The sequence below is a fragment of the Streptomyces sp. SUK 48 genome (assembly GCF_009650765.1).
GTDB lineage: Bacteria > Actinomycetota > Actinomycetes > Streptomycetales > Streptomycetaceae > Streptomyces.
The window spans coordinates 1898628-1921463 of sequence record NZ_CP045740.1 but is presented as its reverse complement, the minus strand read 5'-3'; the positions used below and the strand labels follow the sequence as shown (position 1 = coordinate 1921463).

General features: G+C 74.1%; 21 protein-coding genes. 12 read left to right on the top strand and 9 right to left on the bottom strand.

Features of this window, described 5'->3' with window-relative positions; all coding sequences use genetic code 11:
- The first annotated feature begins 56 nt into the window (after nucleotides 1-56).
- From GHR20_RS08080 to GHR20_RS08065, 4 genes are all read left to right on the top strand, one after another.
- The gene (locus GHR20_RS08080) at nucleotides 57-1553 is read left to right on the top strand and encodes a cellulose-binding domain-containing protein (RefSeq protein WP_153812775.1); all 1497 of its coding nucleotides are present in this window, start codon (nucleotides 57-59) and stop codon (nucleotides 1551-1553) included.
- Between the two features lie 211 nt (nucleotides 1554-1764).
- Nucleotides 1765-1962, top strand: coding sequence for a 4-oxalocrotonate tautomerase family protein (locus GHR20_RS08075; RefSeq protein ID WP_031050342.1), 198 nt, complete (start codon nucleotides 1765-1767; stop codon nucleotides 1960-1962).
- 101 nt (nucleotides 1963-2063) lie between these two features.
- Nucleotides 2064-3356, top strand: coding sequence for a multidrug effflux MFS transporter (locus tag GHR20_RS08070; RefSeq protein WP_111581095.1), 1293 nt, complete (start codon nucleotides 2064-2066; stop codon nucleotides 3354-3356).
- A 184-nt stretch (nucleotides 3357-3540) separates the two neighbouring features.
- Nucleotides 3541-4443 carry a LysR family transcriptional regulator gene (locus GHR20_RS08065; protein ID WP_148023079.1) on the top strand — a complete coding sequence of 301 codons (903 nt, stop codon included), beginning with the start codon at nucleotides 3541-3543 and terminating at the stop codon, nucleotides 4441-4443.
- An 86-nt stretch (nucleotides 4444-4529) separates the two neighbouring features.
- On the opposite strand, the gene GHR20_RS08060 is transcribed toward GHR20_RS08065, so the two are convergent.
- Genes GHR20_RS08060 through GHR20_RS08040 form a run of 5 tightly spaced genes read right to left on the bottom strand, consistent with a single transcriptional unit; the run spans nucleotide 4530 to nucleotide 10046 of the window.
- Nucleotides 4530-5414, bottom strand: a complete 885-nt coding sequence (locus GHR20_RS08060; RefSeq protein WP_111581097.1) for a DUF6282 family protein — start codon at nucleotides 5412-5414, stop codon at nucleotides 4530-4532.
- Nucleotides 5401-6102, bottom strand: a complete 702-nt coding sequence (locus GHR20_RS08055; protein WP_153812773.1) for an RraA family protein — start codon at nucleotides 6100-6102, stop codon at nucleotides 5401-5403. The genes GHR20_RS08060 and GHR20_RS08055 overlap by 14 nt, the downstream gene beginning before the upstream one ends.
- On the bottom strand, nucleotides 6099-8303 hold the full coding sequence (locus GHR20_RS08050) for an isocitrate/isopropylmalate family dehydrogenase (protein WP_148023081.1): 2205 nt from the start codon (nucleotides 8301-8303) through the stop codon (nucleotides 6099-6101). The genes GHR20_RS08055 and GHR20_RS08050 overlap by 4 nt, the downstream gene beginning before the upstream one ends.
- The gene (locus GHR20_RS08045) at nucleotides 8293-9114 is read right to left on the bottom strand and encodes an alpha/beta hydrolase (protein ID WP_153812772.1); all 822 of its coding nucleotides are present in this window, start codon (nucleotides 9112-9114) and stop codon (nucleotides 8293-8295) included. The genes GHR20_RS08050 and GHR20_RS08045 overlap by 11 nt, the downstream gene beginning before the upstream one ends.
- Nucleotides 9111-10046: a 3-hydroxy-3-methylglutaryl-CoA lyase gene (locus tag GHR20_RS08040; RefSeq protein ID WP_153812771.1), complete on the bottom strand. Its 936-nt coding sequence runs from the start codon at nucleotides 10044-10046 to the stop codon at nucleotides 9111-9113. Before GHR20_RS08040 ends, GHR20_RS08045 begins: the two co-directional genes overlap by 4 nt.
- A 746-nt stretch (nucleotides 10047-10792) precedes the next feature.
- Here GHR20_RS08040 and GHR20_RS08035 point away from each other — a divergent pair.
- From GHR20_RS08035 to GHR20_RS08025, 3 genes are all read left to right on the top strand, one after another.
- On the top strand, nucleotides 10793-10936 hold the full coding sequence (locus GHR20_RS08035) for a hypothetical protein (RefSeq protein WP_153812770.1): 144 nt from the start codon (nucleotides 10793-10795) through the stop codon (nucleotides 10934-10936).
- 233 nt (nucleotides 10937-11169) lie between these two features.
- Nucleotides 11170-12264 (top strand): ribosome small subunit-dependent GTPase A, encoded by a 1095-nt coding sequence (rsgA, locus tag GHR20_RS08030; RefSeq protein ID WP_153812769.1) that lies wholly within the window; start codon nucleotides 11170-11172, stop codon nucleotides 12262-12264.
- A gap of 263 nt (nucleotides 12265-12527) precedes the next feature.
- Nucleotides 12528-15245, top strand: coding sequence for a SpoIIE family protein phosphatase (locus GHR20_RS08025; RefSeq protein WP_241670541.1), 2718 nt, complete (start codon nucleotides 12528-12530; stop codon nucleotides 15243-15245).
- 40 nt (nucleotides 15246-15285) lie between these two features.
- Here the strand turns inward: GHR20_RS08025 and GHR20_RS08020 are convergent, their stop codons facing one another.
- Nucleotides 15286-15798: an N-acetyltransferase gene (locus GHR20_RS08020; RefSeq protein ID WP_153812767.1), complete on the bottom strand. Its 513-nt coding sequence runs from the start codon at nucleotides 15796-15798 to the stop codon at nucleotides 15286-15288.
- A 268-nt stretch (nucleotides 15799-16066) separates the two neighbouring features.
- Here GHR20_RS08020 and GHR20_RS08015 point away from each other — a divergent pair, with 268 nt between their 5' ends.
- Genes GHR20_RS08015 through GHR20_RS08005 form a run of 3 tightly spaced genes read left to right on the top strand, consistent with a single transcriptional unit; the run spans nucleotide 16067 to nucleotide 18186 of the window.
- Nucleotides 16067-17464 (top strand): AlkA N-terminal domain-containing protein, encoded by a 1398-nt coding sequence (locus GHR20_RS08015; protein WP_194859109.1) that lies wholly within the window; start codon nucleotides 16067-16069, stop codon nucleotides 17462-17464.
- Entirely contained in the window at nucleotides 17461-17937 is a 477-nt protein-coding gene (locus GHR20_RS08010; RefSeq protein ID WP_153812766.1) for a methylated-DNA--[protein]-cysteine S-methyltransferase, read from the top strand. Before GHR20_RS08015 ends, GHR20_RS08010 begins: the two co-directional genes overlap by 4 nt.
- 51 nt (nucleotides 17938-17988) lie before the next feature.
- Nucleotides 17989-18186: a hypothetical protein gene (locus GHR20_RS08005; protein ID WP_153812765.1), complete on the top strand. Its 198-nt coding sequence runs from the start codon at nucleotides 17989-17991 to the stop codon at nucleotides 18184-18186.
- A gap of 29 nt (nucleotides 18187-18215) precedes the next feature.
- Here GHR20_RS08005 and GHR20_RS08000 read toward each other — a convergent pair whose 3' ends face one another.
- Nucleotides 18216-18833 (bottom strand): TetR family transcriptional regulator C-terminal domain-containing protein, encoded by a 618-nt coding sequence (locus GHR20_RS08000; protein ID WP_153812764.1) that lies wholly within the window; start codon nucleotides 18831-18833, stop codon nucleotides 18216-18218.
- A 105-nt stretch (nucleotides 18834-18938) separates the two neighbouring features.
- Between GHR20_RS08000 and GHR20_RS07995 the strand changes: the two genes are divergently transcribed.
- A complete protein-coding gene (locus GHR20_RS07995; protein WP_243877977.1) occupies nucleotides 18939-19928 on the top strand; it encodes an alpha/beta fold hydrolase in 990 nt (329 codons plus the stop codon).
- Here GHR20_RS07995 and GHR20_RS07990 read toward each other — a convergent pair.
- Nucleotides 19897-20274: a PPOX class F420-dependent oxidoreductase gene (locus GHR20_RS07990; RefSeq protein WP_153812762.1), complete on the bottom strand. Its 378-nt coding sequence runs from the start codon at nucleotides 20272-20274 to the stop codon at nucleotides 19897-19899. The genes GHR20_RS07995 and GHR20_RS07990 overlap by 32 nt on opposite strands.
- Before the next feature lie 197 nt (nucleotides 20275-20471).
- Between GHR20_RS07990 and GHR20_RS07985 the strand changes: the two genes are divergently transcribed.
- Nucleotides 20472-21695, top strand: a complete 1224-nt coding sequence (locus GHR20_RS07985) for an SGNH/GDSL hydrolase family protein (protein ID WP_153812761.1) — start codon at nucleotides 20472-20474, stop codon at nucleotides 21693-21695.
- On the opposite strand, the gene GHR20_RS07980 is transcribed toward GHR20_RS07985, so the two are convergent.
- A complete protein-coding gene (locus GHR20_RS07980) occupies nucleotides 21673-22662 on the bottom strand; it encodes a LuxR family transcriptional regulator (RefSeq protein ID WP_153812760.1) in 990 nt (329 codons plus the stop codon). The two genes, GHR20_RS07985 and GHR20_RS07980, sit on opposite strands and share 23 nt — an antisense overlap.
- Nucleotides 22663-22836: the final 174 nt, after the last annotated feature.

Sequence of the window (22836 nt, the reverse complement as noted above, 5' to 3'; positions counted from 1 at the left end):
ATGCCAACTCCGTCGTCCCTGTGGTGAGTTGCCCTCGCCCGTGATGCAGGAGTTCCATGCCCGACCTGCCGACCCCTCAGGACGACGCCGAGGCCGCGCTGTTCTCGGAGTCCTGGGACGCGGTGCTCGCGTACGCCGCCCTGTGCGCCTCCGGTGCCGCCACCGCCCACCGGCTGGCCACCGAGGCGTTCACCCTCGGCATGCGCGAGGTCCGCGCGGCCGGCCGTACCCATGTGCGCGGCGCGGGCCGCAGCCCGGCGCGGCTGCCCACGATCCCGGCCCTGCTCACCGCCGTCCGCGCCACGGCCGCCGCCTGGTCGGCCGCGGGCCGGGGCCGGCTGCTCGCCCCCGGCCTTCCCCAGTGGCTGACCTCGCCCGAGGCGTCCCGCCTCACCGGCTCGCCCCGCGCCCATCCACCGGCGCTGCGGGCCCTGCGCGACCTCGGCGGGACGGACGCGGCGCTGCTGTGGCTGGCCGAGGTGGAGGCCCTGCCGCTGCCCGCGGCGGCACACCGGCTCGGGCTGGACCCGGCCACCGCCCGGACCGAACTCGACCGGGTCCGGGCGCTGTTCCGGGAGCGCTGGCGGCGCGCCCGGGGCGAGGCCCCGGAGCCGGAGGGCGCCGGGCTGGCCGCCGTACTGGCGGGCGGGGTGCTGGGCTGGGGCGGGCTGGACTATCTGGAGCGGCGCCGCCGGTCCGCCGAGGCGCGGCTCGGGACCGGCCGGGCCGGGGAGCCCCCGAGGGGTGAACCCGAGGAGCGTGCCGGGCTCCGGCGGCTGCTGCACGGGGGCGGGATGTTCGCCACCGCCCTGCTGCTGTCGGCGATGGCGCTGGGCGCCTCGCTGATGGCGCCCGGCGGTTCGGGCGCGGACTCCTTCACCGCCCGGGACGACACCGCCGCCACCCGCGACGACAGCGCGGCACCCGACGGCGGCGGCGCGTCCGGCCATGGCACCGCCCGGGGCAGCGGCCGTACCGGCGCCCGCCCCACCCCCGCGGGCTCCACCCCGGCGCCGACACCGGCCCGGACACCGGCCTCGGCCCCGATGCCCGAGCGTGAGCCGGTGCACGGGCCGAAGGGGACCACCGGGACCCCGTCCGCCGCCGCCCGGGTACCCGACGGCCAGGGCGGCCGGGACCCCGGCCGTACGAAGCCCGGGCCCGGCCCCGACGCCCCGCCCAGGGGCCTCTCCTCCCTGGTCCACGGCCCGGTGAGCGTCCCGGCCCCGCCGGCCGGTCGGCCGTCGCCCTGCCGGGTCGTCTACGACCGGGTCAGCCAGTGGTCCGGCGGCTTCCAGGCCACCGTCACCGTCACCGGCGAGCGGGCCCTCGACGGGTGGCGGGTCGACTGGACGTTCCCGGACGGCCAGAAGATCGGCCGGGTCTGGGACGCCACCGTCCGGCAGGACGGCGCCCGGGTCACGGCCACCGCCGCCGACTACGACCGGGCCGCCCCGGCCCGCACCGCCGTGTCCTTCGGCTTCACCGGCACCTGGACGAACGCCGACCGCGCCCCGGCCGCCTTCACCCTCGACGGCCGGCCCTGCGCCTAGGGCCTCTCACCCCCCCAGGGCAACTGGTCTCTACCTGACGAGCCGTCGTACGGCCGTCTCACCAGGTCGTATCACGAGTCGTGATCGTTCTCAGAGCGGATTGCGTCTTGGCCGGCCCCCGGTCCGGTGCTGGACTGGGTCCACGGCGGATCCCGGCCGAACCGGCCGCGGACCGTGCGCCATCGGCGCGACCTCGATCCAGGAGAACGCAATGCCTCTCATCCACGTGCAGCAGACCCCCGGCAAGACCGCCGAGCAGAAGGCCGAGCTGGTCCGCGAGCTGACCGACGCCTACGTCAAGGCCACCGGCAGCAAGCCGGAGAGCGTCTGGGTGACCGTGCAGGAGATCGGCACCGACAGCTGGTCCATCGCCGGCGAGACGCTGGCCGCCCGCGCCGCCAAGCGCTGAGTCCACGGGCCGCCACCCGAACCGCCGTTCCCGGGCGCATCACCCCCGTTACGCCCGGGAACGGCTTCCCTTTTCGGTGACCAAGGAAGTTGCCACGAGCCATGAAGTCCGCATCCACACGCACCCCCTACGCGCTGCTGCTCGCCGTCCTGTCCTCGCTGAACGCGGGCGGCCTGTTCGCCTCCGACATCAACCTGCCCGGCGTGCCGGCCACCGCGCACGCCTTCCACACCCCGGTCGCGTCGGTGCAGTGGACGTTCAGCGCCTTCATGATCGGCATCGCGGTCTCGCAGGCGGTCTACGGGCCCATATCCGACGCCTACGGCCGTAAGCGCGTCATCGTCTCCGGGCTCGGCCTGTTCGTCCTCGCCTCCCTGGTGTGCGCCGCGGCGCCCACGGTCGAGGTGTTCGGCGCGAGCCGGCTCCTCCAGGCGCTCGGCGCGGGCTCGGGCATGGTGCTCGGCCGGGCCGTGATCAGCGACCTGTACGAGGAGAAGGACGCGGCCCGGATGTTCGCCACGGTCATGCCGATCGTCGGTGTCTCCCCGTCCGTCGCCCCGCTGATCGGCGGCTATCTGACGACCTACGTCTCCTGGCGCGCGCCGTTCGTGGTCACCGCCGTGATCGGCCTGGTGACCCTGGTCGCCATGATCACCGCGATCCCCGAGAGCCTGCCGCCGGAGCGCCGCAGCAAGCACCTCGGCGCCACCCTCAAGGGCTACCCGAAGCTGCTGTCCCGCCCGCTGTTCTGGGCCTACACCGTCAACCTGTGCGTGGCGTACGGCGGTTACTTCGGCTACCTGGCGGCCTCCCCGCTGGTCTTCGAGAAGATGCGGCTGGCCACCGAGACCACCAGCTACTGCTACATCACCGTCTCGCTCGCCTACGTCGCGGGCAACCTCACCTCCCGTGCCCTGGTCCGCACCCGGTCCGTCAACCGGCTGCTCTGGATGGGCCACGGCTTCTTCCTCGTCGGCGCGCTGATGATGCTCGGCCTCGGGCTCAGCGGGGCCGGCGGCCGCTGGGGTCTGCTGGTGCTCGTCTTCATGCCGGTGATGACGTTCGGCAACGGCTTCCTGCTGCCGCTGTCGATGAGCGCGGGCGTGACCACGTTCCGCTCCACCGCCGGTTCGGCGTCCGGCCTGATGGGCGCGCTCCAGCTGCTGTCCGCCTCGCTGGGCATCTACCTGTCCAGCCGGCTGCCCGCCGGTGACCTGTTCGCCCTCGGCTGGTTCGTGCTGACCGCCGCGGTGCTCGGCATCTGCGCCTTCGCCTTCTTCCTGTCGCTCGCCTCCCGTGCGACGGCGGCGGCCGCGCCCGCGCCGGTGCAGGGCGGCGGGGAGCACCCGGCCGACCGCCCGGCCGCGGACCTTCAGGAAGCCGCCATGGAATAAGGCCACCCGGGGCCGTAGGAGCGACGACAGCGGCACCCGTACGACGCCGACGCGCGTACGGGTGCCGCGGTCAGGTGTGCGAGGATTCCTCTGCGGCGACCCCGAAATCTGTATTGATCTATTCATCAACATAGGTGATCCGAGTTCTGATCACAGGGCCGCCCGTCGAGGATTGGGGGGTCCTGTGGAATTGCGCCAGATCCAGTACTTCGTCGCCGTCGCGGAGGAACTGCATTTCGGCAGGGCGGCCCAGCGGCTGCACATCGGCCAGCCCGCCGTCAGCCAGCAGGTGCGCCGGCTGGAACGGGAACTGCGCACCCAGCTCTTCGACCGCTCCAGCCGCACGGTCACGCTCACCGCGGCCGGACAGGCCCTGCTGCCCGAGGGCCGCCAACTGCTCAAGGCGCTGGACTCCTTCGCCGCCAAGGCCCAGCGGCTGGCCGCCCAGAAGGACGCCACCTTCCGCGTCGGGATCAGCTCCGCCCTGGGCGAGCGCCTGGACGACTTCCTGGACGCGCTGCCCGACTCCGGGACCGGCACCCGCTTCGAGTTCCAGACCCTCGGCGCCCACCACCGCCTGGAGGAGGTACGGGCCGGCCGGCTGGACGCCGCCTTCGTCCGGGGCGTCGAGAGCGCCCCCGGCCTGCGGCTGCTCACCCTCTGGTACGACCCGCTGGTGGCCGCGCTGCCCGCCGCGCACCCGCTGTCCGGCCGCGCCGGCCTGAACCTCGCCGATCTGGCGGGGATTCCCCTGCGGATCGCCTCGCGCGGCGAGAACCCGGCGCTCCACGACGCCGTCGTCGCCGCGTGCCGCAAGGCCGGTTTCGAACCCACCTTCGGCGCGCCCTTCACGGGATTCCAGGACACCCTCGCCGAGATCGGCGCGAGCGGCGACGGCTGGACCCTGATGTACCCGACGGCGGCCGACACCGTCTCCTCGCGCCGGATCGCGCTGCTCCCGCTGGACGGGGAGCCCATCACCATGCGGATGTTCCTCGCGCTGCCGGAGAACGCCGACCCGATGCGCCTGGAACTGCTCACCGAGACGGCGGCCCGGGTCCGCCGGAAGACGATGGGCGCCGCCTGACGCGGCCCGCTCCACGCACAGCGCCCCGGGAGGGACCCGTACTCCGGTCCCTCCCGGGGCGCTGACTTCCGGTCGTCCCGGCCGCCCTACAGGCTGAGCATCCTCAGCGGCGCGTCCCGTACGACCTCCGTGATCCGGCCCTCGTCGAGACCGGCCTTGGCGAACCAGTCCCGGCTCTGCGTCGTCCACTCCCCGATGTCCATCTGGGAGGTCTGCCCCAGATCGGAGCTGTAGAGCGCGCGCGGCACCTTGGCGAGGACGGCGGCGAAGTCGTCCCAGTCCTGGTAGCCCAGCAGGTACGTCAGCGCGGTCTGCTCCGCGTACACCTGTTCCGCCGACGCGATGTCCAGCAGATCGGCACAGCTCAGACCGGTCATCGGGTTCGCCGGCTGATTGAGCATCACCCGCGGTACGTCGAGCCGCACCGCCTCCTCGACCAGCAGGGCCACCTCGCGTCCGTCGGCATGGCCGGTGGAGATCACGACCGGCAGGTCCCGGGCCATGCGCAGGATCTCCCGCACCTCGGGCCGCAGGGCGCCGTCCCCGTCCGTGACGGTGAGCGGCCGCAGCCCGTCCCGGGCCAGCAGCGGATGCGCCGGGGTACGGGACAGCCGGCTCGTGTGGGTCCGCCCGGTCACCGTCGGCAGATGGACGATCAGGCGCAGCCCGCTGTCCTCCCCGTGCTGCACGACGGCCTGCTCCACGGCCCGGGTGTCCAGGCCGCCCGCGATGTCGTTGAGCACGATCGAGCCGGAGACGGGCAGGCCCTGCTGACGGGCCTCCCACGCCTGGGCCGCGGTGGAGCCCAGGTGGTTCTTCAGCACCACCCAGCCGCCGAGCCGGGCGTACTGCTCACCGGCCGTGGTGGCGGTGTGCCGCCGCACGTAGGCGTCCGGGCCGACGTGGTAGTGGACGTCCACGAACGCCGCCTGTCCGGCGTCGGCCGCGGTCCTCGGTTCAGTCGTCGTCACGGCCCTCGTCCTCCCAGGGGCGCGCGTAGCCGTAGCGGGCCCGCGCCTCGTCCAGCCGGGTGCCGTCCGCCGCGGCCTCCCGGATGCGCCGCTCGGTCCGCTCGACCGCCTCGGCGCGCCGGACGACCTCGGCGACCAGGTCGGCGGGGATGCGCAGGGCCCCGTTGTCGTCCGCGAACACCAGGTCGCCGGGGCGGACCACGGTGCCGTCGATGTCCAGGTCGACGCCGGTGCGGTCGAGCACCACCCGGTTCTTGCCGCTGACCATGGTGACGGCGGTGCTGAACAGCGGGTACCCGGACTCGCGGGTCTCCCGTACGTCACGCACGGCACCGTGCACGACGGTGCCCGCGATGCCCCGGCGCAGCGCCACCGAGGTGAGCAGGGAACCCCAGTTGGTGCAGGCGCCGGTGCCGCCGTTGTCCGCGACCACCACCGAGCCGGGCGGCACGTCGTCGATGTAGTTGGCGGCGTTGTGGAACGCGCCGTCCTCCTCGACGGGCCGGTAGCGCAGGGTGAACGCGGGTCCGAAGGCCACGGCGCCGGATGTGCGGGCGGCGATGCCCGGCAGCACGAACGGCGCGGCCCGCAGGCTGTCCAGCGCGTCGGCGAGAGCGGCCGTGTCCAGCCGCGCCAGGCGCGCGCTCAGCTCACTGTCGAGCAGCGGGTCGGCGGATACGGTGGTCATGCGGTCTCCTCCACGAGCTGACGGGCGATGGTCCAGGCGGCGAACTGACCGGCGTACCCGAGGACTTCGGGGCCCCGGTTGGGGACGGTCAGCTCTCCGGTGCGCTCCCGCGCCCCGTCGTGCAGCGTGCACAGCAGGCGGACGGTGCCGGTGTGGTCGTGCGGACCGCCGCCGTCCCAGGCCGCGTCCAGCGTCACGGACACCCGGCCGGACGGCTCCTGGCCCTCGGCCGGCCGCCGCTCGGCGGCCAGTTCGGCCGCGAAGGCGCCGTCGGTGACCCGGTCGTCGGCCGCCAGCGCCAGTCCGCGTGCGTCCAGCAGCTCGGCGAGTTCCTGGACGGCGGTGCGCTCCCTGCTGGTGACGACGTACGCGCCGAGCGCGTCGTCCAGCCGCTTCGCCAGCTCCGCCGCGCTCTCCGGCGGGCAGTCGATCCGTACGTCCACATAGGGGTAGTGCCAGCGGTAGGCGGGCTTGACCCGCAGTCCCAGGTCCTGGACCAGGGCGTCCACCGCGGCGGCCGCGTCGGCCTCGATGACCCCGAGGGTACGGCGGAACACCGTGACGACGGGCTCCGGTTCGGGCAGGTGGGCGAGGCCCTCGCGCAGGAAGCCGTCGAGCATCGGCAGGCACTCGCGCGGCGGGCCGGGGAGCATCACCACGGTGGTGCCCTGCACGTCGAGGCGGCAGCCCCAGGCGGTGCCGTTGGTGTTGGGCAGCAGTTCGGCGCCCTCGGGGAACTGCGCCTGGCGGCGGTTGTCCTCGTGCACCGAGACGCCGAAGCGGGTCAGCCGCTCGACGACGCCCTGCCACGCCTCCTCGCGGTGCTCCAGCGGGCGGCCGACCGCGCGGGCCACCCCGACCCGGGTCACGTCGTCCGAGGTGGGGCCGAGGCCGCCCATCACCACGATCACGTCGTCGCGGCCGATGGAGGAGCGCACGGCGTCCGCGATCGCCGCCTCGTCGTCGCCGACGGTGTGCCGGACCCGGACCGGTACGGCGCGGGCGGCCAGCCTGCGGGACGCCTCGCCCGCGTTGCTGTCCTCCAGGACCGCCCGCAGCAGCTCGTCCCCGACGGTGACGACGGCCGCGGTGTGGACGCGCGGCACGGCACGGCAGGCGTCCAGCACGGACGCGGCGCACTCGGTGGTGGTCGCCGTACCGCCCAGGTCGTACGTCACCCGGTCCCGGCGGCGCGTCACATGCGAGACCGCCTCGCGCACCTGGCCCGCGGCCTCGCCGAAGCCGAGGTGTTCGAGGAGCAGCCCGACCGTGAGGAAGGCGGCGAGCGGGTTGGCCCGGCCGGTCCCGGCGAGGGCGGGGGCGCTGCCGTGCACCGGCTCGAAGTAGTTGCCGTTCTCCCCGATGTTGGCGCTGGGCGCGAGACCGAGGCCGCCCATCACCCCGCCGCCGAGGTCGGACAGGATGTCGCCGAACATGTTCTCGGCGACGATGACGCCGAAGCGCTCCGGGCGGCGCGCCATCCACAGCGCGACGGCGTCCACGTTGAGGATCTCGTACTCGATCTCCGGGTAGTCCGCGGCGATCTCTTCCAGGCGCTCGCGGGCGTACGCGCTGCTCTGCCGCAGGACGTTCGGCTTGTCGGCGAGGGTGACCCGGGGGTGCCCGTGGGCGCGGGCGTGCTCGAAGGCGTAGCGCAGGATGCGGTCGAGGCCGTGCCGGGTGAGCATGCGCACGCTCGCGGTGGTGGCCTCGCGGCCGCTGATCCGCGCGTTGGGGTGGTCCGCGACGAGCGGCCACATCTCCTCGGGCACCCGGTCCCAGTCGAGGCCCGCGTAGAGGCCCTCGGTGTTCTCGCGCACCACGCAGAAGCGGTACGGGGTGCCGCCCAGGTAGCTCTCGACCGGCCGGAGGTTGGCGAACAGGTCGAGACGCTGGCGCAGTTGGATGATCGGGGACACGTACTGCGGGGCCCGCTCGCGCAGGTGCGGCTCCAGGTCGGCCAGGGCCTCGCGGCCCGGCTTGCTGGTGGTGGCGCCGAGCAGCACCGCGTCGCTGCGGCCGATCAGGTCCCAGGTGCGCTGCGGCACCGGGGTGCCCTCGGTGCGCCAGAACTCCCAGCCGATGTCGCCGTGTTCGAGGGTGAGGGGCAGCCCGAGGGCGTCGATCACCGGGAGGGCCGCATCGAGTACCTCGGGGCCGATGCCATCGCCGGGAAGTACTGCGACGGTCTTACTGGTCATGGATCCTCTTCGTTTGCTGTGGTGCCAGGAACGCGGCGACGGCCCGCCGGGTGGCCTCCGGCTGGTCGGCGTGGGGGCGCATGCCCGCCCCCGGAATGCCGACGCCGCGGTGCCCGGGGCCGGTTGCGAGGTGCTGCTCGCCCACGAGATTCGACTCGGTGCCGTACACGTGCAGCAGTCTGCCGGGAAACGCCTCGACGCGGCTGCGGGCATCGGCGCGGTGCAGCAGGCGCAGGCCGGTGGCCAGGCGCCAGCCGTGGAGCGGGTCGTCGGCGATGTCCGGTGCGCTGTCCGATGTGTCCCGCGAGCCGGCCGGGGCCGGGACGGGCGCGGGGTCCGCCGGGCCGCGGACCACCTCGTGCAGCAGGTCGAGCGCGGCGGCCGTACCCCGCTCGGCCACGGCCGCCGCGATGCGCTCCAGGGTCGCGTCGAGCACCCCGTCGGCGACCGTGGGGGAGGACAGCAGGACGACATCGGCCCGGTGTGTCCAGGGCCGGTCGAGCAGATACTGGACGACGGCGCCGCCCAGGGCGTTGCCCACCAGGACGTCGGGCTCCTCGGCGCGCAGGACCCCCGCCCACCGGTCGGCGAGGGCCGCGAGGTCGTCCCCGTCGCGCAGCAGCGACAGGGTGTCGTACACCGTCACCCGGTGACCGGTCGTCACCAGCGCCTCGGCGACCGGCTCGAAGAAGGCTCCCCGGTCCCAGCGGGCCATGACGGGCGCGAGCACACAGGCGGTGCGCGGCGCGCCCGCCTCGCCCAGGCGTACGGCGACCGGGGCCCGCAGGGACGTCGTGGTGGGCGAGGTCATGCCGCGACCACCGGGCTGGTCAGCTCGCGCGCGGCGCTGAAGGCGGCGCCCATGTGGTCCGCGGGCAGCTTGGCGCGCTCTTCGACGGAGAGGTCGAAGTGGCCGAGGACCAGGTCGGGCAGCGGCAGCGAGGGTCTCGCCTCGGCTATCTCGGACTCCATGCGGTGCGCGAGGGTGAGGATGCGCCCGAGGTCGTACCGGTCGGCGCGCCCGGCGCGGCCCAGATAGGCCAGCCACTGCTCGGTGATCAGGTTGCCGGGGCCCTTGCCCATGCCGAGGACCGAGGAGTCGATCCAGGTGGCGCCGGCGTCGACCGCCGCGATGGAGTTGGCGAGCGCGAGGCCCAGGTTGTTGTGCGCGTGCAGGCCGATCTCGGCGCGGGTCACCGAGCGCACCAGGGTGACCAGGCGGGAGACCTCGTCCGGCAGCAGGCTGCCGTTGGAGTCGGCCAGGTAGATCACGTCCGCGCCCGAGTCCTCGGACATCGCCGAGAGTTCCACGAGCCGCCGCCGGTCGAGCTGGCTGACGCGGGTGATGTTCACGGTGGTGGTGAAGCCGAGGTCCGCGGCCTTGCGGAGCACGGCGAGCCCGGGCTCGGGCGTCGTGGACGGCAGGCAGAACCGTACGAGCCGTACGCCGGCCTCGAACATCTGGGTGAGGTCGTCGTCCTCGATGTTCTTCGGGTGCAGGATCATGCAGATCCGCTCGGGCGGTATGACCTCGGCCATGGCGCGTATGTAGGCGTCGGCGCCCATGCCGGTCAGGCCCAGGTCGGCCTTGGGCTGGAAGGACCCCTTGCGGTAGCCGATCTCAACCCATTCGATACCGGCCGCGACGCTCTCCCGGGCGTGTTCCAGGGCGTATTCGAGCGTGAAGCCGAAGTTGTTGCGGTATCCCCCGTCGCGCAGCGTCACATCGAGATTGGTGACCATGTCTCCTCCGTTGACTGTCCGAGGTGGCGGCCGGGAGGGCGAGAATGGTGGCTCTTATCGTGCACCGCAGCGAAAAATCGGTGTCAACAGATAACTGACACATGGTGGCGATTTCCCCCGTCCCCCGTCGCCCCTATTGATGCTGCCCTTGTTGATGCTTCGACAGGTGCGTATAAATACGTACCCGGAATTACTCGGGGCGCGGCCAATGCGTAGTCACTTCGCTAGCCGCAGCCCCTGAAGGCGGAATGGATGCTAGCGGTTTCGGCGCGGGAAGTGCAAGGTGGGGCTGGTGGGTGAAGGCCACTCCCGCATCACGCCGCATTAGTCGAAGAAATTTACTTTCTATATACCGTCACAGTGGGGGCTGTTCCTCGCGCATCGGTCCGTCACGCGTCAAGTCCAGCACCGGCGCCCCGACCGTCCAAGACGCAATTCGCACTGGTATCGATCATGATCAGTGATGATGGGAGGTGGCTGCCGCCGTGGCATACTCACGGACTCGTCGGCGAAACCGAACGTTCAAATTCGCGTTACAGGATGGCGGACGACAGCGTTGTCAATCAAGAGCCGCGAAGGAGAATCGGTGATAGCCGATCCGGTGCCCCTGGACGGCCTCGGCAGCGTCCCCCGGGCGGACCTCGCGCACGCGTACGGGTCCGCCGCCGACGTCCGACCCCGAGCGGGCGGAACGCCTGGACGGCCTGGACGATCTGGACGTCGCGATCCACCACCTGGGCGGCGCCGTGTACCCGGCTGGCGCGGGGACCCTGCCCTTCCTCCCTGAACTCGCCGCGCTGCGCGCCCTCGCCGACCTGGGCCCCGAAGCCCCCGCGCTCGCCCCGCTGTCGCGCACCTGCCGGGACCACGTCGAGCCGGGGCCGCGTTAATTCGGTGGCACGCGTGGCCGTGCCCTCCTAGGGTGAGGACCACGTCGTGAGGCGGCCGCCGGCCGCCCCGGACGATCGCTTACGGAAGAGGAGGTGTCGACCGATGACTGTCGCTGCGACGGGCGCTGCCCGCATCCAGAGGTTCATCAAGTCCACCTCCGTGGCCACCGGCTGACCCGAGCGCGTCGCAGACGACCGCTCCCGTCCGGGGCCACCCCTGTGAAGGGTCTCCCTTGACTTCCAGCTCCGCTGTGTACTCCGCCCTGGCCCCCTACGGCTGGGACGACGACTGGGCCGACGCGTTCGCGCTGTACGCCGCCGAAGGGCTGCTGCCCGGCCGGGTGGTGCGGGTCGACCGCGGCCAGTGCGACGTGGTCACCGCCGGCGGCACCGTCCGCGCCGACACCGCGTTCGTCACCCCCCACGACCCCCTGCGGGTCGTCTGCACCGGCGACTGGGTCGCCGTCGAGGCGGGCGGCAACCCCCGGTACGTCCGGGCGTATCTGCCGCGCCGCACCGCCTTCGTGCGGTCCACCTCCTCCAAGCGGTCCGACGGACAGATCCTCGCGGCCAACGTCGAGCACGCCGTCGTCGCCGTCTCCCTCGCCGTCGAGCTCGACCTCGGCCGGGTCGAACGCTTCCTCGCCCTCGCGTGGGAGTCCGGGGCGCAGCCCGTGGTCGTGCTCACCAAGGCCGATCTGGTGACCGACCCGGTCACCCTGGCCCACCTCGTGCAGGACGTCGAGAACACCGCGCCCGGTGTGCCCGTGCTCGGCGTCAGCGCGCACTCCGGCGACGGGCTCGACGTCCTGCGCGCCCTCGTCGGCGACGGCACCTCGGTGCTGCTCGGCCAGTCCGGCGCGGGCAAGTCCACCCTGGCCAACGCGCTGATCGGCGCGGACGTCATGGACGTGCGGGCCGCCCGGGACGTCGACGGCAAGGGGCGGCACACCACGACCACCCGCAACCTGCTCGCCCTGCCCGGCGGCGGGGTCCTGATCGACACCCCGGGGCTGCGCGGGGTCGGCCTGTACGACGCCGGGAGCGGGGTCGGGCAGGTGTTCGCCGAGATCGAGGAACTGGCCGAGCGGTGCCGCTTCCACGACTGCGCCCACGAGAGCGAACCGGGCTGCGCGGTGCGCTCCGCGGTGGACGGCGGGGACCTGCCCGTCCGCCGTCTGGAGAGCTACCGCAAGCTGCTCCGCGAGAACCAGTGGATCGTGGCCAAGACCGACGCCCGCCTGCGCGCCGAGATCCGCCGCGACTTCAAACGCAGGGGCGCCGAAGGCCGGGCCGCGATGCAGGCCAAGCAGGGCCGCTGGGCGTGACCGCCGCGGAGGGGCCGCCCCGGCCGGTTCGGGGCGGCCCCTCCGTACGCCCGGTCGGCGCGGCTCGGCCCGTATCCGGCGGGGGTCCCGGCAGGTCGCGCTGTGTCCGTCTCCTCGGTGAATGCTAGAAATGCATCATGAAGAGGCGTTTCGGCCTGTTTCCGGGACGGGACGCTTCCGCCCCGGCCGGAGCGTCCCCCGCTGCCGCCGACTCCGGTCGGTTCACGTGGCTGCCGTCCGGTGCCCGGAGCGTCGCCGGACAGATGTTCGTCCTCCAGCTGATCATCCTGCTGCTGTTCGGTGTGGCGGCCGGCACCGTCCTGGTGGTCCAGGCCAAGCAGGCCGGTGTGAACGAGGCGCGGCAACGCACCTTCGCCGCCGCCGCCGGCTTCGCCCACGCTCCCGGGACGCTGGCCGCGATGGAGTCCCCGGACCCCTCCGCCCTGCTCCAGCCTCGCGCCGAGCAGGTCCGCAAGGAGACCGGCATCGACTACCTCGTGGCGTTCAGCCCGGCCGGAATCCGCTGGACCCACCCCGACACCCACCTCATCGGCCGGCACGTCATCGGCAACTACGCGCAGCCGCTGCACGGACACCCGCGCACCTACACCCTGTCCACCCCCATCGGCGTGGCCGTGGAGTCCACCGTGCCCGTCCTGGGCGCCCACGCCAAGGTCGTCGGACTGGTCACCGCCGGTATCACCGTGCGCAACATCCACCACCAGGTGATCCGGCAGCTGCCCCTGCTGCTCGCGGCCGGCGGCGGCGCGCTGCTGCTGGCGACAGCCGGCATCGCCCTGGTGAACCAGCGGCTGCGGCGCCAGACCCGGGGCCTGGAACCGGCCGAGCTGCGCCGGATGTACGACCACCACGACGCCGTGCTGCACGCCGCCCGCGAGGGTGTCCTCATCGTCGGCGGCGACGGCACCCTGCTGCTCGCCAACGACGAGGCCCGGCGCCTGCTCGGTCTCCCCGCGGACGCCGAGGGCCGACAGCTCACCGACCTCGGGCTCGCGCCGTCCCTCGCCACGCTGCTGTCGTCCACCCGCCCGGCCACGGACGAGGTGTGCGAGGCCGGCGACCGGCTGCTCGCGGTGAGCGTCCGCCCGACCGCGCCGCACGGCTGCCGGCCCTCCAGCATCGTCACCCTGCGCGACACCACCGAACTGCGGGCCGTCGCCGGGCGCGCCGCTGTCGCCCAGCGCCGGCTGCGGCTGCTGTACGACGCCATGAGCAGCATCGGCACCACCCTCGACGTGGAGCGCACCGCCGAGGAGCTGACCCGGTTCACCGTCCCCCGATTCGCCGACTACGCCTGCGTGGACCTGCTCGACTCGATCCTGCGCGGCGGGGAGCCCGAGGGCACGATGATGCGCCGTACGGCGCTGTCCGGCATCGACACCGACCATCCGCTGTACCCCGTCGGCACCCTCGTGGACTTCGCCTCCCCGACCCCGCAGGCCATCGGCCTCGGCACCGGCACCCCGGTCCTGGAGCCCGATCTGCGCAAGGACGGCGGCTGGGAGCAGAACGACCCCGACAACGCGCACCGCATCCTCGCCCACGGCATCCGCTCGATGCTGGTGGTACCGCTGCGCGCCCGGGGCGTCCTCATGGGCGTGGCGAGCTTCTGGCGCACCGCGGACGCCGAGCCGTTCGAGGCGGAGGACCAGGCGGTCGCCGAGGAACTGGTGGCCCGGGCCGCGGTCGCCATCGACAATGCCCGCCGCTACACCCGCGAGCACACCACCGCCGTCACCCTCCAGCGCAGCCTGCTGCCGCGCGGCGTCCCCGACCAGTCGGCGCTGGAGGTGGCCTACCGCTATCTGCCCGCGCAGGCCGGGGTGGGCGGCGACTGGTTCGACGTCATCCCGCTGCCGGGCGCCCGGGTGGCCCTGGTCGTCGGCGATGTCGTCGGGCACGGGCTGCACGCGGCGGCCACCATGGGCCGGCTGCGCACCGCCGTCGCCAACTTCTCCGCGCTCGACCTCGGCCCCGACGAACTTCTCGTCCACCTGGACGAACTGGTCAGCCGCATCGACAGCGACGAGCGGGGCGACGCCCAGGAGACGGAGGAGTTCGAGGGGCTGCTGCGGGACGAGCGGGTCGCGCGCGACGGCATCGCGAACGTTACCGGCGCCAGCTGCCTGTACGCGCTCTACGACCCGGTCGCCGGACGCGTCACCATCGCGCGGGCCGGCCACCCCGGCCCCGCTCTGGTGCTGCCCGACGGCACCGCCACCTACCCCGACGTGCCGGTCTCCCCGCCGCTGGGCCTCGGCGACGGCATGCCGGTGGAGACGCTGGAGCTGGAGCTGCCGGAGGGCTCGTACCTGGTGCTGTACACCGACGGGCTGCTGGAGGACCGGCAGCGGGATATCGGGGCCGGCCTCGACCTGCTGCGCGACGCCCTGGCGGGCCCGGCGGGGGACGGCCCCGAGGCCCTGTGCACGGCCGTCCTGGACGCGGTGCTGCCCGCCCGGCCGATCGACGACGTCGCCCTGCTGGTGGCCCGCACCCGGCTGCTGGGCCCCGGGCATGTCGCCGAGTGGGAGGTGCCCCGCGACCCGGCGGCCGTGGGCCCGGTGCGCGCCGAGTGCGCCGCCACGCTGGAGGCATGGGGGCTCGGGGACGTCGGCTACACCGCCGAGCTGATCCTCAGCGAGCTGATCACCAACGCGGTCCGCTACGGCTCCCCGCCCATCCGCGTCCGCCTCCTCCACGACCGGGGCCTGATCTGCGAGGTCTCCGACGGCAGCAGCACCGCCCCGCATCCGCGCCGGGCGGCGGCCACCGACGAGGGCGGCCGGGGGCTGTTCCTCGTCGCCCAGCTCGCCTCCCGCTGGGGCACCCGCTACACCGCCCGCGGCAAGGTGATCTGGGCCGAGCTGTGCCCGCAGGAGGACACCCCGGTGCCGGCCGCCGGCCCGGAGGCGGCGGACAGCACGGACGACATCCTGGACCAGTGGGAGAGCATCTGACTCCCCGCACTGGCCACAGGCGGAGTTCTACGGGCCGGGGTCAGATGCCGAACGCGGCAGCGTAGCGGACGGTGCCGCCGGGGAGCGGGTGGCCGGCGTCGAGGCTCAGCGCCATCAGGGCGTCGTCCGGGACGTCGACGGTCAGGCGGATGCCGTGGTCCGAGGCGCGGGTGAACCCGAACCGGGGGTAGTAGCCCGGATGCCCGAGGACGATCACATGCTGTTCGCCCTGTGCCCTCGCCGCGGCCAGGGCGGCGTGGATGGCCGCGCTGCCCGCGCCGGTCCGCTGCCGCTCGGGCCGGACCGCGCAGGGCGCCAGGGCCAGGGCCGGGGCGGTGCCGATATGGCACCGGGTGAGCAGCGCGTGCCCCACCGGCCGGTCGGCCTCGTCCACCGAGACGAGGGAGAGGCCCTCGATCCAGGCGGCCGGATCGGCGCGCAGCGCGTCGACGAGGTCGGCCTCGGCGGGGGTGGGGAAGGCGGCGAGGTTGATGTCGCGGACGGCGGAAAGGTCGGCGGTGGTCTCGGCGCGCGAGATCCAGATGTTGCCCATGACGTCGGATGTCCGTTCAGGGAGATGTTCGTGTGGTGGCCCCGCGAGCTCACGCTCTCGGCGGGGCGGCGACAGGAGGGTCAGGCCACGGCCCGGGGCATGAGGGAGACCCGGACACCGCACACGGTGGCCATGAGCGCGGTCATCGACCTCACCTCCCGCTTTCCCACTCCTGATCGGACACGAACCCGGCCATCCTACCGGACCCGACTCCATGTCCGTTTTCCGCCAGCCGGTGTCCGCGCGGCGGGCCACACTGGACCGTGTGATGGACGAGGACAGCAGGTACGAGGCGGTGCGCAGCCGGGACGGACGATTCGACGGGGCGTTCTTCTTCGCCGTCGAGACGACTGGGATCTACTGCCGGCCTAGCTGCCCCGCGGTGACCCCCAAACGGCGCAATGTGCGGTTCTATCCGACGGCCGCCGCCGCCCAGCGCTCCGGGTTCCGGGCCTGCCGGCGCTGCCGCCCGGACGCGGTGCCCGGCTCGGCGGAGTGGAACGCGCGCGCGGACGTCGTCGGCCGGGCCATGCGGCTGATCGCCGACGGCGTGGTGGACCGCGAGGGCGTCGCCGGGCTCGCCACCCGGCTCGGCTACAGCGCCCGGCAGGTGCAGCGGCAGCTCACCACCGAGCTGGGCGCGGGACCGGTGGCCCTGGCCCGCGCGCAGCGGGCGCACACCGCGCGGGTCCTGCTCCAGACCACCGGGCTGCCGGTCACCGAGATCGCGTTCGCGGCCGGGTTCGCCAGTGTGCGGCAGTTCAACGACACCGTCCGCGAGGTGTACGCGGCCACCCCGACCGAGGTGCGCACCGCCGCCCCGCGCGGTGGTGCCCGCCCGGCCGCCGCCGACGGCACCGGCATCCCGCTGCGGCTCGCCCACCGGGGCCCCTACCAGGCGGCCGCCGTCCTCGACCAGCTCGCGCGGGAGGCCGTGCCGGGGGTCGAGGAGGTCACCGGGCGGCCCGGCGCGCGCACCTACCGGCGCACCCTGCGGCTGCCGTACGGCACCGGGATCGCCGCCGTCGCCGAACGCACCCGGGCGCCGCGCCCGGGCACCGGCACCCGTCCGGGCGGCTGGCTGGACGCGGGGCTGCGCCTCACCGACCCGCGCGACCTCACCACCGCCGTGCAGCGGCTGCGCCGGCTGTTCGACCTGGACGCCGACCCGTACGCCGTCGACGAGCGCCTGAGCGCCGATCCCCGGCTCGCCCCCCTGGTCGCGGCCCGCCCCGGGCTGCGCGTCCCCGGCGCCGTCGACCCCCTGGAGGCGGCGGCCCGCGCGCTGCTGGGCCCGGCCGGGTGCGGACGCCTGGTCGAGGCGTACGGCAAGCGTCTCGACGCCCCGGACGGCGCCCTCACCCACCTCTTCCCGGAGGCGGCGGCGCTCGCCCGGGCGGAGGCAGTGCCCGCACCGCTCGCCGCGCTCGCCGCCGCCCTCGCCGACGGCACCCTCCGCCTCGATCCCGGCGCCGACCGGGCCGACGCCCAGCGGGAGTTGCTCGCGATGCCGGGGATGGACCCGGCCACCGCCGCGCTGATCCGGGTCCGCGCGCTCGGCGACCCCGATGTGACCCCGCCCGGCGTGCGGGCGCCCGACGCCTGGCGTCCCTGGCGGACGTATGCCGTACAACACCTGGACGTGGCAGGAGAGTTGATCCGATGACCGCCGGAAGCTTCACCCATCTCGACACCCCCCTCGGCCGGCTGCTGCTCACCGCCGACCCGGACGGCACGCTCACCTCGCTGCACTGCGCGCGGGACGTCCCGGCGGGGCTGCGGGAGGACCCGGAGCCGTTCGCCGAGGCGCGCGAGCAGCTCGACGCCTACTTCGCCGGTGAACTCCGCGCGTTCCGGCTCCCGTTGCGGTCTCCCGGCACCGAGTTCCGCCGGCGGGTCTGGGACGCCCTCGGCGAGGTGCCGTACGGCAGCACGCTCACCTACGGCGAACTGGCGGCCCGCATCGGCGCCCCGCGCGCCGCCGTCCGCGCGGTCGGCGGCGCCCTCGGCGCCAACCCCCTGCTGATCGTGCGCCCTTGTCACCGTGTCATCGGCGCCGACGGCTCCCTGACCGGCTACGCGGGCGGCCTCGACCGCAAGATCCGCCTGCTGACCCTGGAGGGCGCGCTCAGGGGGTAGCCGTACGCTGGCCGGGTCGCGGTTCGCCGGTGCGGTCAAAGGGGCTTGGGCATGGACGACCTCGTGGTGGTGCTCTTCTTCGGCGTGTTCCTGTCGGCGCCCCTCTGGATGACCTGGGGTGCCGGAAAGGTCTCCGGGATCTGTGCCGCGTCCAGGCCCGGCGGCGGCGCCGAGCCGGTGGCCGTCGCCCTCGCCGCGGTGCTGATCTTCGCGCTGGCCGCCGGGCTCGCGCTGTTCTTCGGGGCCTGAACTCCAGGAACTTCAGTGGGACTTGCCGGTCAGCCGGTCCCGTCGGCCGGCCGGAAGACGCGGTCCAGATGGTAGGCCAGTACCTCCGTGGCCGATTCCGCGGTGCGCTGGCCGACCAGGACGCTCGTGCCGAGGCCGGCGGACAGGGCCAGCAGACCGGCCGCGGCCGGGCCGGGGTCCGTGCCCGGGAGCAACTCGCCCGCGTCGGCGGCGCGTCGGAGCAGCGCGGCGACCGTCGCCTCCGCCGCGTCGGGGTCCTTGATGAAGGGCTGCGCGGCGAGCGCCTCGTCCGTCACCGAGAGGACGGCGTACGAGGTGTACAGGTGGTGGAACGTACGGCTCTCCGCGTCCACCGGCAGCGCGGCCGCCAGCAGCGCCTCGATCACCGACCGGGGCCCGGGGTCGGACCCCGCCGCGGCGATCCGCGCGGTCACCCGCTCCCCGAACCTGGCCGCCAGATGCCGCAGCCCGAAGAGCAGCAGCTTCTCCTTGGATTCGAAGTAGTACTGCACCAGCCGCAGTGACACACCCGCCTCCGCGGCCACGTCGCGCATCCCCACCGCGTGCAGCCCGAGCCGCCCCGCGGCCCGCACCAGCGCCTCCGCGATCTCGGCCCGCCGCTCGCCGTGGTCCACGCGCCTGGGCATCGTCGGCCCCTCCTCAGCTTCCGCACTCCGGTCGTCTTGATGGTACAGCCGTACCATCAATATGGTACGTTCGTATCACGAAAATCGACTGCCCCGGAGGTGGCCGTGTCCAAGCCCGCAAGCACCCCCCGTCCCCCGGCCGACGTCGGCCGCTACGTCAGCGACGCCTGGCGCGAGCGCTACTTCGCCGCCTGCGACGCGCTCTACGCGCTGGGCGCGCCCGCGTCCTGGGAGGGGGATGTGGAGACGTCCTCCGGCACCACGCACGTCTACCGGTACGACCCCCCGGCCGCCCCCGACGGCGCTCCCCGTGGCGTCGCCGGCCCGGACGCCCCCGGCCGCATACCCGTCGTCCTCGTGCACGGCGCCGGCAGCTGCTCGGCGATGTGGTACCCGAACACCGGCGACCTCAGCGCCGAGCGGACCGTCTACGCCCTCGACACCCCCGGCGACCCCGGCCGCAGCGTGCAGCGCGCCCCGATCCACGAGCCCGAGCGGGCCGCGCGGTGGCTGGACGAGACCCTCGCGGGCCTCGGCCTCGACCGGGTGCACCTGGTCGGCACCTCCTACGGCGGCTGGCTCGCCCTCAACCAGGCGCACCGCGCGCCCGACCGGCTCGCCTCGGTCACGCTGCTCGATCCGGGCGGCCTGGAGAAGGTCGGGCTGCGCTTCTTCGCCTGGATCTTCGTCAGCCTCTTCGCCACCTTCGCCCCCAAGGCGCTGCGCCCCCGCCTCGCGTCCTGGCTGGAGCAGCCGGTACTGGTCGTGCCCGAGCTGCGCACGATGATCCGGACCGGCGTGCGCGCCTACCGCATCCGCAGGCCCGCGCCGAAGCCGCTGACCGACACCGAACTGGCCACCGTCCGCACCCCGTTGTATCTGCTGCTCGGCCGGCGCAGCCTGCTCGTGCACCCCGACCGGCAGGTCGAGCGCGTCCCCCGGCTGGTCCCCGGCGCCCGCGCCGAGATCATCGCGGACACCGGTCACGGCCCCCAGATCGACCACGCCGCGGCGACCGACCGGGCGATGCTCGACTTCATGGCCGACACCGAACGGGGTCACGTCACGGCGCGGACTCCTCAAGTCCCCAGCTGAGCACCCGCCGCGGATGGATCCGGATCACCTCCTCGCTGAGCTGCGGCCCCAACGCGTGTGAGCCGACGAGGAGTTCGGCCTCGCCCCGGATGTCGACACCGCGCACCCGCCAGGGCTCGACGCTCACGATGTCGTCCACGACGAGCGCGATCCTCGGGTTCTCCCGCAGATTGCGCCACTTCTTGGTGCTGCCCATCGCGTAACCGCCGATCAGGATGGTGCCGTCGTCCTGGAGGCGGTAGCCGACGGGGTTCGCCTGCGGCTGGCCCCGGGGGTCGACGGTGGCCATCCGGCCGAGGCGCTGGGAGCGCAGATACGACAGTTCCGCCGCGCTGAATCCGGTCATGACGCCAGCCAAGCACCCCCGGCCGCCCCGCGCATCGGCTGGATGTCCCGGGCCCCGCGCCCTGCACCGGCGCCTCGAGGTGTCCCAAGCCCGCGCCCATTGGGCCGACCGGGTGGAATCGCGGCCGACTTGCGGCGGTGCGGGCCGCCGCTGTGGCACGGTCGCCTCCGGCGGAGCACGGGGAAGGGCGGGCGCACATGGGCAAGGTGAAACGGGTCCTCACGGTCCTGCTGCTGGCGCTGGCCCTGCCGGGCACCCGGGCCTCCGTCGGCGTCGCCGCCGCACCCGGGGCCGTCCACACCGCCGCGCGCTGGAGCGGCAGTTGGGAGATGGCGCCCTCCGGGACCACCGCCGGGCGGCCCGGCGCGGCCATCCGCAATGTCGTCCGGCTCAGCGTCGGCGGCACCGCCGTACGGGTCCGGGTCAGCAACCGGCTCGGCACCGGGCCGCTGCGGCTCGGGGCGGTCACCGTGGCGCTGCGCCGGGGCCAGGGGCCGGACGCCGCACCGGGTACCCTGCACGCCGTCACCTTCCGGGGCGCGTCCACGACGACCGTCCCGGCGGGGCGGGACGCCGTCAGCGACCGGGTGCCGCTGACCGTGCCGGACGCCGCCGACCTCCTGGTCACCGTGTACACGCCCGAGGACGACGGCCGCGCCACCTATCACGCCAGCGCCCTCCAGACCAGCTACCTGGCCCCCGAGGGCGCGGGCCATGCCGACGACACGAGCGGGTCGTCGTACAAGAAGATCATCAAGTCCTGGTACTACGTGACCGGCGTCGACGTCCTCGGCCGCGCCGGCGGCAGCGTGGTGGCCTTCGGCGACTCCCTCACCGACGGCACCGGCTCCACCCCCGACACCGACCGCCGCTGGCCCGACCGGCTCGCTGCCCGGCTGCGCGACCGCGGACTCGGTGTCCTGAACGCCGGGATCAGCGGCAACCGGCTGCTGCGCGACGGCACCGGGCCGAGCGCCCTCTCCCGGCTCGACGCCGACGCACTCGACCGGGCCGGGGCGCGGATCCTCGTCGTCCTCGAGGGCATCAACGACATCAAGGGCCTGCCCCCGGCGAACGACCCCGCCGCCTACGCCGACGCCTACCGCACCCTCGTCTCCCGCGCCCACGCCCGGGGCATCCGGGTCGTCGGCGTCACCCTCACCCCGTTCCGCGGCTACGCCGCCTACACGGACGGCCGCGAGGACGTACGGCAGCGGGTCAACGCCTTCATCCGCACCGGCGGCGCCTTCGACGCGGTCGCCGACGCCGACGCGGCCGTCCGCGACCGGGCCGAGCCGACCCGGATCCGCCCGGCGTACGACCCGGGCGACCATCTGCACTTCACCGACGCGGGGATGGCCGCGGTCGCGGAGACGGTACGGCGGGCACTCGGCGGGCTCAGTCAGGCCGGCCGCGGGTGACCCAGCCGCGCTCATGGGCGTGCCAGCCCAGCTGGAGCCGGGTGCTCACCCCGGCCAGCTCCATCAGCCGCTTCACCCGGCGCTGCACGGTGCGCAGGCCCAGATCCAGCTGCTTGGCCACGCTCGCGTCGGTCAGCCCGGCCAGCAGCAGCGACAGCACCTCCAGATCGGTGGCGTCCGGGCCGTCCGGCACCTCCTCCGCCGCGCCCTCCGTGTTCAGCCGCAGCGGCAGCGCCTCCCGCCACACCGACTCGAACAGCCCGGCCAGCAGCTCCAGCAGACCGCCGGCGTGCACCACGAGCGCGGCCGGCTCCGCGCTGTGCGAGGTCAGCGGCACCATCGCGAGCGAGCGGTCGGCCACCACCAGCTTGGTCGGCACCCGGTCCGCCATCCGCACCCGCTCACCCCGGCCGAGCGCCTCCGTCAACCCGCCGAGCGCCTGCGGCAGATCGAGCACCGACCGCTCCACCACCACGCGGTAGCGCACCCCGCGCGCGGCCGCCTGCTCCTCCGCCTCGTTCTCCGGCGCGGTCACCGCCACCGGGTCGCCGGTCACCAGCGCGCACACCTCCTCGGCGGCGCCCAACTGGAGCTGGAGGAAGCGCTGCGCGACCGCGGAGGCGCCGGTCACCACCTCCACCAGGTCGTGCACCGCGGGCTCGGCCGCCGCCGCCCGGTACTCCCGCGCGAGCAGCGCCGCCGCCAGCTCGGCCCGCTCCAGCTCGTGCCGCTGCCGGGTGAGCAGCGCGCCCAGCGCCACCGCGGGCGGCGCCGCCACCCAGCGGCCCGGCCGCGCCGAGGAGCGGGCCGCGAGCCCCTGCCGCTCCAGCCCCTGCAACGCGCGCTCGGTGTCCTGCACGCCCAGCGTCAACCGCCGCGCCAGATCGGCCACATCGGCCGCGCCCACCGCCACCAGCGCCCGGTACGCCGCCTCGTGCCGGTCGTCCAGACCTATCGCCGTCAGCATCGCCCGCCGTCCCTCCCCTGAGTACGCCCCGAGTACGTACAAGCCACCTGAGTGCGAGGCGTCCCGTGTACCGGCCGTCCGGGAACAGGCTGTCACGGAGGGCCGTGGCTGGCGGAAACCGGCCACGGCGTAAACCCGCCACCGCCATCATCGCCGTCTCACAGGTGCGTCTGG

What these genes read in the sequence shown, in the direction of transcription:
- GHR20_RS08080 (WP_153812775.1), top strand. Translation starts at nt 57, where the DNA reads ATGCCCGACCTGCCGACCCCTCAGGACGACGCCGAGGCCGCGCTGTTC.
- GHR20_RS08075 (WP_031050342.1), top strand. Translation starts at nt 1,765, where the DNA reads ATGCCTCTCATCCACGTGCAGCAGACCCCCGGCAAGACCGCCGAGCAG.
- GHR20_RS08070 (WP_111581095.1), top strand. Translation starts at nt 2,064, where the DNA reads ATGAAGTCCGCATCCACACGCACCCCCTACGCGCTGCTGCTCGCCGTC.
- GHR20_RS08055 (WP_153812773.1), bottom strand. Translation starts at nt 6,102, where the DNA reads ATGACCACCGTATCCGCCGACCCGCTGCTCGACAGTGAGCTGAGCGCG.
- GHR20_RS08050 (WP_148023081.1), bottom strand. Translation starts at nt 8,303, where the DNA reads ATGACCAGTAAGACCGTCGCAGTACTTCCCGGCGATGGCATCGGCCCC.
- GHR20_RS08045 (WP_153812772.1), bottom strand. Translation starts at nt 9,114, where the DNA reads ATGACCTCGCCCACCACGACGTCCCTGCGGGCCCCGGTCGCCGTACGC.
- GHR20_RS08040 (WP_153812771.1), bottom strand. Translation starts at nt 10,046, where the DNA reads ATGGTCACCAATCTCGATGTGACGCTGCGCGACGGGGGATACCGCAAC.
- GHR20_RS08025 (WP_241670541.1), top strand. Translation starts at nt 12,528, where the DNA reads ATGTTCGTCCTCCAGCTGATCATCCTGCTGCTGTTCGGTGTGGCGGCC.
- GHR20_RS08020 (WP_153812767.1), bottom strand. Translation starts at nt 15,798, where the DNA reads ATGGGCAACATCTGGATCTCGCGCGCCGAGACCACCGCCGACCTTTCC.
- GHR20_RS08015 (WP_194859109.1), top strand. Translation starts at nt 16,067, where the DNA reads ATGGACGAGGACAGCAGGTACGAGGCGGTGCGCAGCCGGGACGGACGA.
- GHR20_RS08010 (WP_153812766.1), top strand. Translation starts at nt 17,461, where the DNA reads ATGACCGCCGGAAGCTTCACCCATCTCGACACCCCCCTCGGCCGGCTG.
- GHR20_RS08005 (WP_153812765.1), top strand. Translation starts at nt 17,989, where the DNA reads ATGGACGACCTCGTGGTGGTGCTCTTCTTCGGCGTGTTCCTGTCGGCG.
- GHR20_RS08000 (WP_153812764.1), bottom strand. Translation starts at nt 18,833, where the DNA reads ATGCCCAGGCGCGTGGACCACGGCGAGCGGCGGGCCGAGATCGCGGAG.
- GHR20_RS07990 (WP_153812762.1), bottom strand. Translation starts at nt 20,274, where the DNA reads ATGACCGGATTCAGCGCGGCGGAACTGTCGTATCTGCGCTCCCAGCGC.
- GHR20_RS07985 (WP_153812761.1), top strand. Translation starts at nt 20,472, where the DNA reads ATGGGCAAGGTGAAACGGGTCCTCACGGTCCTGCTGCTGGCGCTGGCC.
- GHR20_RS07980 (WP_153812760.1), bottom strand. Translation starts at nt 22,662, where the DNA reads ATGCTGACGGCGATAGGTCTGGACGACCGGCACGAGGCGGCGTACCGG.